The organism is Pseudonocardia sp. P-1 (assembly GCF_058111925.1).
Genome location: NZ_CM176614.1, coordinates 1,297,911 through 1,310,746, shown reverse-complemented (window position 1 = coordinate 1,310,746; position 12,836 = coordinate 1,297,911). Strand labels below are relative to the sequence as shown.

The 12,836-nt window shown below is 74.5% G+C and carries 10 protein-coding genes; 6 read left to right on the top strand and 4 right to left on the bottom strand.

From position 1 onward, the window contains the following. Nucleotides 1-190: 190 nt before the first annotated feature. A complete protein-coding gene (locus AC0GKK_RS06190; RefSeq protein ID WP_073574048.1) occupies nt 191-655 on the top strand; it encodes an SRPBCC family protein in 465 nt (154 codons plus the stop codon). Between the two features lie 9 nt (nt 656-664). On the opposite strand, the gene AC0GKK_RS06185 is transcribed toward AC0GKK_RS06190, so the two are convergent. After that, nucleotides 665-1,426: an IclR family transcriptional regulator gene (locus AC0GKK_RS06185; protein ID WP_346105234.1), complete on the bottom strand. Its 762-nt coding sequence runs from the start codon at nt 1,424-1,426 to the stop codon at nt 665-667. Nucleotides 1,427-1,553: 127 nt separating this feature from the next. Between AC0GKK_RS06185 and AC0GKK_RS06180 the strand changes: the two genes are divergently transcribed. Genes AC0GKK_RS06180 through AC0GKK_RS06170 form a run of 3 tightly spaced genes read left to right on the top strand, consistent with a single transcriptional unit; the run spans nt 1,554 to nt 6,178 of the window. Then, nucleotides 1,554-3,023, top strand: a complete 1,470-nt coding sequence (locus AC0GKK_RS06180; protein ID WP_489883992.1) for an aldehyde dehydrogenase family protein — start codon at nt 1,554-1,556, stop codon at nt 3,021-3,023. A gap of 42 nt (nt 3,024-3,065) precedes the next feature. After that, nucleotides 3,066-4,622 carry an APC family permease gene (locus AC0GKK_RS06175; RefSeq protein ID WP_489883365.1) on the top strand — a complete coding sequence of 519 codons (1,557 nt, stop codon included), beginning with the start codon at nt 3,066-3,068 and terminating at the stop codon, nt 4,620-4,622. After that, nucleotides 4,619-6,178, top strand: a complete 1,560-nt coding sequence (locus tag AC0GKK_RS06170) for a GMC family oxidoreductase (RefSeq protein WP_489883364.1) — start codon at nt 4,619-4,621, stop codon at nt 6,176-6,178. The genes AC0GKK_RS06175 and AC0GKK_RS06170 overlap by 4 nt, the downstream gene beginning before the upstream one ends. Nucleotides 6,179-6,330: 152 nt before the next feature. On the opposite strand, the gene AC0GKK_RS06165 is transcribed toward AC0GKK_RS06170, so the two are convergent. After that, nucleotides 6,331-8,769, bottom strand: a complete 2,439-nt coding sequence (locus AC0GKK_RS06165) for a glycoside hydrolase family 3 C-terminal domain-containing protein (RefSeq protein ID WP_489883363.1) — start codon at nt 8,767-8,769, stop codon at nt 6,331-6,333. A 60-nt stretch (nt 8,770-8,829) separates the two neighbouring features. Here AC0GKK_RS06165 and AC0GKK_RS06160 point away from each other — a divergent pair, with 60 nt between their 5' ends. Then, nucleotides 8,830-9,477 (top strand): TetR/AcrR family transcriptional regulator, encoded by a 648-nt coding sequence (locus AC0GKK_RS06160; protein WP_405418281.1) that lies wholly within the window; start codon nt 8,830-8,832, stop codon nt 9,475-9,477. A 16-nt stretch (nt 9,478-9,493) separates the two neighbouring features. Here the strand turns inward: AC0GKK_RS06160 and AC0GKK_RS06155 are convergent, their stop codons facing one another. Together AC0GKK_RS06155 and AC0GKK_RS06150 are read right to left on the bottom strand one after the other, a co-directional pair. After that, nucleotides 9,494-10,261: a helical backbone metal receptor gene (locus AC0GKK_RS06155; protein ID WP_489883362.1), complete on the bottom strand. Its 768-nt coding sequence runs from the start codon at nt 10,259-10,261 to the stop codon at nt 9,494-9,496. 82 nt (nt 10,262-10,343) lie between these two features. Beyond that, nucleotides 10,344-11,243: a LysR substrate-binding domain-containing protein gene (locus tag AC0GKK_RS06150; protein WP_489883361.1), complete on the bottom strand. Its 900-nt coding sequence runs from the start codon at nt 11,241-11,243 to the stop codon at nt 10,344-10,346. Between the two features lie 67 nt (nt 11,244-11,310). Here AC0GKK_RS06150 and AC0GKK_RS06145 point away from each other — a divergent pair, with 67 nt between their 5' ends. Then, nucleotides 11,311-12,558, top strand: a complete 1,248-nt coding sequence (locus tag AC0GKK_RS06145; RefSeq protein ID WP_405418276.1) for an MFS transporter — start codon at nt 11,311-11,313, stop codon at nt 12,556-12,558. Nucleotides 12,559-12,836: the final 278 nt, after the last annotated feature.

The window sequence follows — 12,836 nt, the reverse complement described above, 5'->3', positions numbered from 1 at the left end:
GTCGTCGGTGGCGGGCCCGCCCGGCCCGCCCGCGTCGGGGGGAGTGTGCGTGCCGCGCGCCCCCGGCACGGTCGTTCCGGGGAAACCGGCACGGGGCTCTCGATCATGACCGGTCGCCGTGAGACCATCTGCGCCGGTCGGGAGCAGCGGGCCGGGTCCCGAGCGGCGCCCGGCCGGGGAGAGGAGCGTCGTGGTCGGCGTCCAGCGGGTGATGACGGTGTCCACCCCTGCCGAGACGGTGCTCGGTTACCTGGCCGACCACGGGCACAGCGAGATCTGGGACCCCACCGTGCGCTCCAGCACCCGCTCCGACGGCGGCGGCCCGGTCGCGGTCGGCGCCGCCTGGCACACGGTGTCGGTGTGGGGCGGACGGGAGAGCGAGCTCGACCACACGCTGCGGGAGCTGACGGCCGGTCGGGTCGTGTTCGTCGGGGAGAACCCGACGGTCACCGCGACCGAGGAGATCGTCGTCGAGCCGGCCGAGGGCGGGGGGAGCGTCGTGAGCTTCCACGCCCGGGTGCGGCTCAAGGGTCTGCTGAAGCTGGCGGCGCCCTTCCTGCGGCGCGAGTTCGAGCGGCACGGCGACGAGCTGGAGCGCACCCTGCCGCCGGTGCTGGAACGTCTGCAGGGGCCCGCGCCGGCCCCGCCGCCGTAGGCCCGCGGCTCAGCGGTCGCGCCAGAACCCCATGCGACGGCTGATCTCACGCCCCGCGGCGACGACCTCCGGGGTGATCCGCTCGATCCGCTCGGCGGAGAGCCGGTAGGCGGGCCCGGACACCGACAGGGCGGCCACCACCGCACCACCGTGGTCCAGCACCGGCGCGGCGACGGCGTTGAGGCCGGTCTCCAGCTCCTCCAGCGACCACGCGTACCCGTGCCGGCGGACCCGGCGCAGCTCCTCGACGAGTGTGTCGCGGCCCTGCTCCGGCACCGTGTCCGGCATCGTCCCCGGGTCGTCGAGGACCACCGAGGCGAGGAGCACCTTGCCGCTGGAGGTGTTGTGCATCGGGGTGATCCGGCCGAGCCAGTTGAACGTGGTGACCATCGACGGGCCGCGGGCCTGGTCGACGTTGACCGCCCACCCGCGGTCGGGGATGGCGATGTTGACGGTCTCGCCGAGCCGCTCCGCGAGCGTCTCGCAGACCGGGTGGCCCTGGGTGGTGACCTCCAGGCGCTCGGCGACACGGCCGGCGAGCGGGATCAGCCCGAACCCGAGGCGGTACTTGCCGCGGTCGGCGATCTGCTCGACCAGTCCACGCTCCTCCAGCGCCCCGAGCAGCCGGAAGGCGGTCGACTTGTGGACGTCGAGCGAGGCCGCGAGCTCGCTGACCCCCGCCTCGCTGCGGTCGGCCAGCAGGGTCAGCAGGGTGATGGCCCGGTCGACCGACTGCACCCCGGGCTCCCGTCCACGCACCGTGTTGCCCATCGCGCAACCCTAACCCGGCATTCGGCACGTTGCCACGCGGGGCCGGCTGGAAAGCGTGACCGTCTCCCCCCGCAAGGACACCGGCCCGGGTTTGCACATCGACCGGTTCCCGGTGAAAGCTCGCGCCGTGCCGAGCCTCTACATCGACGGAAGCTGGACCACCGGGTCCGCCGGGACCGCCCCGGTGGTCAACCCCTACGACGCCTCGACCGTCACCGAGGTCGACCAGGCCGGGCCCGACGACGTCGACCGGGCCGTCGCCGCCGCGCGCCGCGCCTTCGACGACGGGCCGTGGCGGCGGACCACGACCGGCGAGCGCGGTGCGCTCCTCGGGCGGATCGCCGACCTGCTGGTGCGCGACCGGGAGAGGATCGCCCGGCTGGAGACCCTCGACACGGGCAAGACGATCGCGGAGGGCCGCCAGGACGTCGACGACGTCACCGCCGTCTTCCGCTACTACGCCGGGCTCGCCGACAAGGACGCCGGGCGGGTCGTCGACACCGGCAACCCGGCCGTGGTGTCGCGGATCGTGCACGAACCGGTCGGCGTCTGCGCCCTGATCACGCCGTGGAACTACCCGCTGCTGCAGCTGTCCTGGAAGGTCGCCCCGGCGATCGCCGCGGGCAACACCATGGTGATCAAGCCCAGCGAGGTCACCCCGCTCACCTCGATCGTGCTGGTGGAGCTGTGCGAGGAGGTCGGGGTCCCGGCCGGCGTGGTGAACATCGTGCTCGGCGACGGGCCGTCGGTCGGCGCCCCGCTGACCGAGCACCCGGACGTGGACATGGTCAGCTTCACCGGTGGCCTGTCCACCGGCCAGAAGATCATCCGGGCGTCGGCCGAGACGGTGAAGCGCACCGCCGTCGAGCTGGGCGGGAAGAACCCGAACATCGTCTTCGCCGACACCGACGTCGAGCTCGCCGTCGACTACGTGATGCTCGCGGTGTTCCTGCACTCCGGCCAGGTCTGCTCCGCGGGGGCCCGGCTGATCATCGAGGACTCCGTCGCCGACGCCGTCGTCGACGAGGTGGTGCGCCGCGCGCAGCTGATCCGGCTCGGCAACGGTCTCACCGACGGCGTCGAGGTCGGCCCGCTGGTCTCCGCCGCGCACCTGGCCAAGATCGAGGACTTCGTCGCGGCCGCCCGTGCCGAGGGCGCCACGATCCGCTGCGGCGGCGCCCGGCCGGACGACCCGGACCTCGCGAACGGTTACTTCTACCTGCCGACGGTCATCACCGACCTGGCGCCGGGATCGCGGCTGATCCGCGAGGAGACCTTCGGCCCGCTGCTGACCGTCGAGCGGTTCCACACCGAGGAGGAGGCCGTCCGCCTGGGCAACGACACCGAGTACGGGCTGGCCGGTGCGGTGTTCACCGCCGACATGGGTCGCGCCCACCGGGTCGCGTCCGCGCTGCGCCACGGCACCGTCTGGATCAACGACTTCCACCCGTACTTCCCGGGCGCGGAGTGGGGCGGCATGGGCCGGTCCGGCAACGGCCGCGAGCTGGGTCCGACCGGGCTGGCCGAGTACCAGGAGATCAAGCACGTGTGGACCAACACCGATCCGCAGCCCCAGGGATGGTTCTCGGGCCGCTGACGGCGCCTTGATGACGCGACGCAACGGCCCAGGAGGTCCACGATGACCGTTCCCGAACCGACCCGGCGCAACCCGTCCCCGGACACGGACGGCGACGGGGGAGGGCTCGCCGAGTTCGGCTACAGCCAGACCCTCGACCGCAGCATCGGCAAGTTCGCCAGCTTCGCGGCCGGGATCAGCTACATCTCGATCCTGACCGGCACGTTCCAGCTGTTCTACTTCGGCTTCGGCACCGGCGGCGCGGCCTACTGGTGGTCCTGGCCGATGGTGTTCGCCGGCCAGTTCATGGTGGCGCTGTCCTTCGCCGAGCTGGCCGGGCGCTACCCGGTCGCCGGGTCGGTCTACAACTGGTCCAAGCAGCTGGCCGGGCCGACCGTGTCCTGGCTGGCCGGCTGGATGATGTTCACGGCCTCGGTGGTGTCGCTGTCGGCGGTCGCCCTGGCCGCGCAGCTGACCTTCCCCCAGATCTGGTCGGGTTTCCAGCTCGTCGGCGACGCCTCCGATGCCGGCGACGCCGCCGTCAACGGCGTGCTGCTCGGGGCGATCCTCATCGTGCTCACCACGGTCATCAACGCCGTCGGCGTCAAGCTGATGGCGCGGATCAACTCCACCGGGGTGTTCATCGAGCTGATCGCCGCGGTGGTCATCGTCGTGGCGCTGCTGCTGAGCATCCGCAACCCGGTCTCGGTGCTGTTCGAGACCCCGGCACCGGCCGCGGGCGGTGGCGGATACGTCGGCACGTTCCTCGTCGCGGCGCTCGCCTCGGCCTACGTCATGTACGGCTTCGACACCGCCAGCTCGCTCGGCGAGGAGACGGTCGACCCGCGGCGCACCGCCCCGGCGGCGATCCTGCGCGCGGTGATCGCCTCGTTCGTGCTCGGCGGGCTGATCCTGCTCGGCATCATCCTGGCCGCACCGGACCTGGCCGACCCGCGCCTGGGCAGCAAGGACGGCGGTGGGCAGCTCGTGCTGCTGGAGGTCGCCGGCGGCACGATCGGCCGGATCTTCCTGATCACCATCAGCATCGCGGTGATCGTCTGCCTGCTGGCCGTGCACACGGCCGCGATCCGGCTGATGTTCGCGATGGCCCGGGACAACGCGCTCCCGGCCGGCTCGGTGCTGGCGCGCATCGACCCGAAGCACAAGACGCCGGTGGTGCCGGCGATCGTCGTCGGTGTCGTCGCGATCCTGATCCTGGTCGCGAACGTCGGTGTGCCCGAGGTGTTCACCGCGGTCACCAGCGTGGCGATCATCATGATCTACATCGCGTACCTGCTGGTCACGGTGCCGATGCTGGTCCGGCGGCTGCGCGGGCACTGGCCGGACGAGGGGCAGAAGGGGTACTTCTCGCTGGGACGTCTGGGTCTGCCGGTGAACGTGCTGGCGGTGCTGTGGGGCGCGGCGATGGCGATCAACCTGGCCTGGCCGCGCGAGGAGGTCTACGGCACCGGGTGGCTGCGGTTCATCGCGTTCCTGTTCATCGGCGTCGTGGCACTGGCCGGGCTGACGTGGTTCCGGCTGCGTGGCCGCCACGGACTGGGCTGCCTGCCCGAGCACCGGGCGAAGGAGATCGAGCAGGGCATGGGGGAGACGGCATGACCGACCGGTTCGACTACGTCGTGGTGGGCGGCGGCTCGGCAGGCTGTGCGCTCGCGGCGCGGCTCTCCGAGGATCCCGCCGTGCGGGTGCTGCTGCTGGAGGCGGGCCCGTCCGACGTCGGCGACCCGAACATCCTGCGGCTCACCGACTGGATGGCGCTGCTCGACTCCGGCTACGACTGGGACTACCCGGTCGAGCCGCAGGAGCGCGGCAACTCCCACATGCGCCACGCCCGCGCGAAGGTGCTCGGCGGCTGCGGCTCGCACAACTCCTGCATCGCCTTCTGGACCCCGCGCGAGGACCTCGACGAGTGGGCCGCGTCCGGCCTGACCGGCTGGTCCGCCGACGAGTGCTGGCCACTGATCCGGCGCCTGGAGACCAACGACGGCGACTGGGACGGCCACGGCCGCTCCGGCCCGGTCAACCTCATGCAGATCCCCGCGAAGGATCCCTGCGGCGACGCCGTGCTGGCGGCCGCCGCGCAGGTCGGCATGCCGACGGTGCGGTTCAACGAGGGCCACACCGTCACCGACGGCGCCGGGTACTTCCAGATCAACTCCTTCCCCGACGGCACCCGCGCGTCGGCCTCGGTGTCCTACCTGCACCCGATCCTGGACTCCCGCCCGAACCTGGAGGTGCGCACCGACTGCTGGGCCTCGCAGGTGCTGTTCGACGGCACCCGCGCCACCGGCGTCGAGTACCAGCGGGGGATCGGCCCGGGCCGCGAGACCGCGCACGCCGAGCGCGAGGTGATCCTCTCCGCGGGGGCGATCGACACCCCCAAGCTGCTGATGCTCTCGGGCATCGGCCCGGGGGAGCACCTGCGCGAGTTCGGCATCGAGGTCCGCTCGGACCTGCCCGGCGTCGGCTCGAACCTCGACGACCACGTCGAGGGCCTGGTCTTCTGGGACGCGGCGAAGCCGATGGTCACCGAGTCGACCCAGTGGTGGGAGATCGGGCTGTTCCACCGCACCGACCCGGCCCTGGACCGGCCGGACCTGATGATGCACTACGGCTCGGTGCCGTTCGACATGAACACGCTGCGTTGGGGCTACCCGACCACCGACAACGGGTTCTGCCTCACCCCGAACGTCACCCGTGGCCGGTCCCGGGGCACCGTGCGGCTGCGCACCCGCGACTTCCGGGACCGGGCCCGGGTCGACCCGCGCTACTTCACCGACCCCGAGGGCCACGACATGCGGGTGATGACCGCGGGCGTCCGGCTGGCCCGCCGCATCGCCGAGCAGCCGCAGCTGAAGGAGTGGATCGCCGCCGAGCTGGCACCGGGCCCGGACGCCGTGACCGACGACGAGCTCGCCGACTACATCACCAAGACCCACAACACCGTGTACCACCCGGCGTGCACCGCGCGGATGGGCCCCGACGGCGACCCGGACGCCGTCCTGGACCCGCAGCTGCGGGTCCGCGGGGTGCAGGGCCTGCGGGTCGCCGACGCGTCGGCGATGCCCTTCCTGCCGGCGATCAACCCGAACATCACCACGATGATGATCGGGGAGAAGTGCTCGGACCTGGTGCGGGCCGCGCACGCCGGCTGACCCGGACCGGACCGGCTCAGCCGGGAACGGCCGCCAGGAGCCGGTCGACGAGGTCGTCGACCGGCACGTCGTCGGCGGAGTTGTCCAGCGTCACGTGCGTCGCGCCGGTCCGGTGGACGAGGTCACGCTCGAGCCCGCCACGGGCTGACCGCTCAGCCCTCGCCGACGACCTCCACCGTCGCGTGCAGCGGGGTGTCGGTCACGGAGAACCCGAGGTGCAGGTCGTAGGTCCCCGGCTCGGTCGCCCACGTCCCGCCCGCACGGTGGCGGAACGCGCGCCGCGACACCGCCACGGTGGCCGTTGTCGTGCCGGGGGCGGCGTCGACGACCGCCCAGCCGGCCAGCCAGCGGACGGGCCGCTCGACGTCGGAGCCGGGCCGGGACAGGTAGGCCTGCACGACCTGGCGGCCCGCCCGGTCGCCGGTGTTGGTCAGGGTGACCGTCACCGCGATGCCGTCGGCCGACCAGGGCCCGGCGACGGCGTCGTCGAGGGTCCAGGTGGTGTAGCCGAGCCCGTGCCCGAACGGGTACGCCGGCGTCTCGCCGTGGCGCAGCCAGTTGCGGTGCCCGACGTGCACGCCCTCGTCGTAGCGCAGCACGCCGCCGGTCGGGCGCCCGGACAGCACCGAGCGCTCCTCGCCCGTGCCGGGCCAGGTGGTCGGTAGCCGCCCACCCGGCTCGGCGTGCCCGAGCAGCACGTCGGCGACGGCGTCGCCGAAGCGCTCCCCGCCGAACCAGCCGAGCAGCACCGCGGCCACCTCGTCGCGCCAGGGCAGCAGCACCGGGGCGCCGGAGTTGACCACCACCACGGTGCGCGGGTTGGCCGCGGCGACGGCCCGGACCAGGTCGTCCTGGTGGCCGGGCAGTGCCAGCGAGGTGCGGTCGAAGCCCTCGCTCTCGATCCGGTCGCTGGTCCCGACCACGACGACGGCGACGTCGCAGGCCGCCGCCAGCGCGGCCGCCGCGGCCACCTCGGCCTGCGGGTCGGCGACGACGGTCTCGGTCCCGACGGTGAGCGCGAACAGCGCCATGCCGGCCTCGCCGCCGGACGGGCGGAACCGGAAGACCAGGTCGACCGGTCCGTCGGTGTCGACCTCCCCGGTCACCGAGGGGGCCTCGAAGATCGCCGCGCCCGGACCCTCGTCGCCGGTCAGGACGGCCTCGGTGTCGAGCACCACCGTCCCGTCGGCGTGCACCGTCACGTGCCCGACGGCGGCGGCCCCGACCCGGTGCGTCCCGGGCTCGGGTGCCCACCGCGCCGACACCTCGACGGTCTCGGCGCCGTCGGGGATCTCGGCGCCCATCCAGATCAGCGAGGCGCCGAGCCGGTGCTCGCTGCGCAGCGCGGAGCCGTCCGCGGCGCGGAACACCGCGCGCAGTCCGGGTTCCCCGGTGACCGGGTCGGTGACCGTGGCCGGGTCGAAGGGCTGCACGCCCTCGGCGACCTGCGCGCCCAGCCGGTACCGCACCCGGTCCTCGCCGAGCGCGGCGCGCAGCCCGTCCAGCGGCGCGACGACCGCGGCGGGCCGGACCGTGGCGCTCCCGCCGCCCTGGGTGCGGGCGAGCGCGGCGTTGTGCCCGAGCACCGCGACCGTGCCGAGCGACGAGGCGTCCCACGGCAGCTCGCCGGTGTTGCGGAGCAGGACGCTGCCCGCGGCGGCGAGCCCGCGGGCCACGCCGGCGCCGTCCTCGGCGGCCGGGGCGGCGGGCGGCGTCGGTGCCCCCTCCAGCGCGCCGACCCGGGCGGCCAGGCGCAGCAGCCTCCGCAGCTTGCCGTCGACGACGGACTCCTGGACCTCGCCGTCGCGCACCGCGGCGACCAGGCGTTCGCCCCAGGCGCCCACCGGGCCGGGCATCACCAGGTGCTGCTCGGCGCGCGCCGACGCGACCGTGGTGCGCACCGCGCCCCAGTCCGACATCACGAGCCCGTCGAAGCCCCACTCGCCGGTGAGCGGCTCGGCGAGCAGCGGATTCTCGCTCATCGTCGCCCCGTTGACTCCGTTGTAGGCCGACATCACCGCCCACGCCCCGGCCCGGGTGACGGCCGGTTCGAACGCGGCCAGGTACAGCTCGTGCAGCGCCCGCTCGCCGACCGCGTCGTCCACGGTGAAGCGCTCGGACTCGGCGTCGTTGGCGACGTAGTGCTTCGGTGTCGCGGCGACCCCGTGCGCCTGCAGCCCCTCCACGTAGGCCGCGGCGAGCTCGCCGGTCAGCAGCGGGTCCTCCGACAGCGCCTCGAAGTGGCGGCCGCCGAAGGGGGTGCGGTGCAGGTTGATCGTCGGCCCGAGGACGACGTCGGCGTGCTGCCGGCGGGCCTCGGCGCCGAGGGCCGACCCGTAGCGGCGGGCGAGCTCCGGGTCCCAGGTCGCGCCCAGCGCCGTCGACGACGGCAGCGACAGCGACGGTGACCGCTCGTCGAAGCTCTCCCCGCGCACCCCGGACGGCCCGTCCGACAGCACCATCCGGCGCAGCCCGATCGCGGGCTCGGCCGGGGTGGACCAGAAGTCGGCCCCGGTCAGCAGCCGGACCTTCGCCTCCAGGTCGAGCCGGGCGATGAGTGTGGTGAGCAGGTCCTCGTCGACGGAAGGCATGGGGCCACCGTACCCGTGAAAATCTAGTGACACTCGGGATTCGTGGGTTAGCCTCGACCGGTGACGACGGCACGCGGGCGCTACGCCAAGGGGCGGCAGCGGCGGGAGCAGATCCTGGACACGGCGCTGGAGGTGTTCGCGACCGGCGGGTTCCACGCGTCGTCGACGAAGGAGATCGCGCGCCGGGTCGGGGTCAGCGAGCCGACCCTGTTCCACTACTTCGGGTCCAAGCAGGCGCTGCTGGTCGCGGTGCTGCAGGCCCGCGACGAGCGCTCCGCCGCCGCGCGCGCCGAGCCCGGGACCGGCCCCGAGGCGCTGCTGGAGACCGTGCGCGACAACGGGTCCGAGCCCGGTCTGGTCCGGCTGTACGCGGTCACCTCGGCCGAGGCGACCGACCCGGGCCACGCCGCCCACGACTGGTTCGCCCGGCGCTACGACCGGCTGCGCACCGCGCTCGCCGCGGAGCTGGAGCCCGGAGCGGGTCCCGGTGCGGACCCCGGAGCCGGCGCGGCGCCCGCCGGGGAGCTCACCCCGGACCGGGTGGCCCGGCTGCTGCTGGCCGCGGCCGACGGGCTGCAGGTCCAGTGGCTGCTCGACCGCCCTCCCGGCGGTGACCCGGCCGCCCCGGCCGACCCCGCCGACCCCGGCGGGTTCGACATGGCGGCCGACCTGCGTGCCCTCGTCGCGGCGCTCGTCCCGCCGCGGTGACGACGCCCGGGGGCGCTCAGCGGGTCCCGAGCGCGGCGGGCAGCTCCCGCGCCGCCTCCACCAGGCTCGGCCCGTACCAGGTCAGCAGCCGCCCGCTGACCAGCGCCGACGGCGCGTCGAACGCCTCGGGCCCGTCGTCGGCGGTGAACAGGTACGGCTCGTCGGGCAGCACGACGAGGTCGTGCTCCGGCAGCGCCGCGGGGTCGATCCGCGGGTAGCGCTCGGGGGAGCCGGCGAGCGCGTTGTCGATCCCGAGCCGTTCCAGCACCGCGCCGGTGAAGGTGTCCGAGCCGACGGCCATCCACGGCCGCCGCCAGATCGGCACCACGGCGCGCCGCCGCGGCGACGCGGGCTCCACGGCCGCCCACAGCGCGCGGGCCTCGCGCAGCCAGCCGGGCTCGCCGAGCCCGCAGGCGGCGAGCAGCCGGCCCAGCGTGGCGAGGCCGCCGTCGACGTCACGGATGTCGGTGACGTAGACCGGCAGCCCCGCGGCGCGCAGCGCGTCCAGGTCGGGGAGGCGGTTCTCCTCCTGGTTGGCGACGACCAGGTCCGGGGCCAGCGCGACGATCCGCTCGACGTCGGGGTTCTTCGTCCCCCGGATCCGTTCCGCGCCGAGTTCGCCGGGGTGGGTGCACCAGTCGGTCGCGCCGACGACGATGCCGGGTGCGGTCGCCTCCAGCGCCTCGGTCAGCGACGGCACGATCGACACGACCCGCCGCACGGTGCCCGGGATCGGGACCTCGCGGCCCTCGTCGTCGACCGGTGCCGCAGTCCGCGCAGTCATGGGCCGACGGTATCCCGGGGGGCCGGGCCGGACGTGTCCCTGTCCGGCACCGCGGCCGTCCGCCGGGTCCGCCGACCCCGATTCACCCGTGGTCGGCCAGCCACCGGGGCCCGTGCCGGACGACGAACTCCCGCAGGTCCCGCACCGGCGCCGTCGGCCGCGGGTCGGCCGCGTGCACCATCCCCAGCGTCCGCACGGTGTGCGGGCTGCGCACCGGCACCTGCACCACCCCTGGCACGTCCGGCCCGGCGGGGAGCAGCGCGACGCCCAGCCCGGCCCCGACCAGGCCGCGCAGCGTCGCCGTCTCCCCGCCCTCGAACGCCCGGCGCGGGCGGAACCCGGCCTGCGCGCACCACGACTCCACCACCCCCTGCAGCCCGTAGCCGCGGGTGAACAGCAGGAACGGGTCGTCGGCGACCTCGGCGAGGTCCGCGGCACCGGCGCCCGCCAGCCGGTGCGCGGACGGCACCGCGAGGCGCAGCTCCTCCTCGGCCAGCGGGGTCGCGACCAGGCCCGGCTCGTCGGGCACGGGGGAGGTGAGGGCCAGGTCGACCCGGCCGTCGCGGACCCGTTCCAGCAGTGCCGCGTGCGGCACCTGCACCAGCTCGATCCGCACCCGCGGGTGGTGCTCCCGGAACTCCCGCAGGATCCCCGGCACCGCGGAGGTGCCCATCGTCCCGAGGAAGCCGAGCGCGACCCGGCCGGTGACCGGGTCGGCGTCGCCCGCCAGCTCGGCGACGCCCGCACCGAGCTCGGCCAGCGCGGCCTCGGCGCGCGGCAGCAGCGTCCGCCCGGCCGCGGTCAGCGCCAGCCCGCGCCCGGAACGCCGGAACAGCGCGACGCCCAGCTCGCACTCCAGCCGGGCGATCGCCCGCGACAGCGTGGGTTGCGGGACCCCGATCCGCTCCGCGGCGCGGGTGAGGTGACCGTCGCGCGCGACCGCGACGAAGCGGTGCAGCGCCGGCGCCAACGACTCATGCATCGACGCATGGTACGTCGACGAAGCATGCATTGGACGCATCCGACGTCGGCACCTACGGTCGTGTGCGATGACAACGACCGAGCGTCCCCCGGCTCCGACCGCCACCCGGCCCGCCCCGCCCCATGAGCGCGGCACCCCCGGCTACCGGCGGCTCGGCATCGCCCTGTGGCTCTCGGGTCTGGCGACGTTCGTGCTGGTCTACAGCGTGCAGGGGCTGCTGCCGACGCTCTCGGCGGAGTTCGGCGTGCCCTCGTCGACGGCCAGCCTGGTCCTGTCGGCGACGACCGGCACCCTCGCCCTCGCCGTACTGCCGCTGTCCGCGCTCACCGAGTCCTGGGGCCGCGCGCGGGTCATGACCTGGGCGCTCGCGGCGTCGGCGGTCCTCGCACTGCTCGCCCCGCTGGCGCCCACCTTCGAGACCCTCGTCGTCGTCCGCGGGCTGCAGGGCATCGCCCTCGCGGCGCTGCCCGCCCTGTCGATGGCCCACCTCACCCACGAGGTCGCGCCGCGGCACCTCGGCGGCGCGGTCGGTCTGCTCATCGCCGGCAACACCCTCGGCGGGCTGTCCGGGCGGCTCGTCGCGTCCTGGGTCGCCGAGCTCGGCGGCTGGCGGGCCGGGCTCGCGGCCGTCGGTGCGGTCTCGGTGCTCGCGACCGTCGCGTTCCGGCTGCTCCTGCCGCCCGCGACGGCGCCCGCCCCGGCCCGCACCCGGCTGCGCGATCTCGGTGGACCGCTGCGCCGCCACCTCACCGACCGGGGCCTGCTCTGCCTGTTCGGGATGGCGTTCCTGCTGATGGGCGCGTTCGTGACCGTCTACAACTACCTGGGGTTCCGGCTGCTGGCCCCGCCGTTCTCGCTGCCCGGCACCCTGGTGGGGCTGGTGTTCCTCGGCTACCTCGCCGGCAGCTGGGCCTCCACCGGCGCGGGCAGGCTGGGGGACCGGTTCGGGCGCCGCCCGGTGCTGTGGGTGGCGACGCTGGTCGCGCTCGGCGGGATCTGGGTGACCCTGCCCGACCTGCTCCCCACCACCCTGGCCGGGCTGCTGCTGGTGACCGTCGGCTTCTTCGGCGCCCACTCGGTCGCCAGCTCCTGGGTGGGGCGTCGCTCGGCGATGCTGCCCGGTGCGGTGCCGGCCCAGGCGTCGTCGCTCTACCTGGTCGGTTACTACGCCGGGTCCAGCATCGGCGGCGCCGTCGGCGGGGTCGCCTACGACCACGCCGGCTGGGCGGGCGTCGTCGGTTACGTCAGCGCGCTGCTGGTGGGGGCCCTGGCGCTGGCGCTGGTCCTGAGCCGGACCCCGGCGCCCGCGGTGTGAGACGCGCTTCTCCCCACCTGGAGCAGTGGCCCGGCGCGTCCACCCCGGCGTTGCTCCGTCGGTGCCACCGCCACCCGACACGCCGTGCCGCGGTGCTCCGCCCGGGTGGTCGACGTCCGCGACGGGACCGGACGCTGTCCGGTTCGTCACCCTCATGGACCAGTGCCCCCGTGTCGACGACTCGCCGTCGTCTGTCACGGTGAGGTCTCGCCCCCAGCACCAGACACATCTTCGGAGGAACCCCGATGCGGAAGGCCGGACGCAAGCTCTCCAAGGCT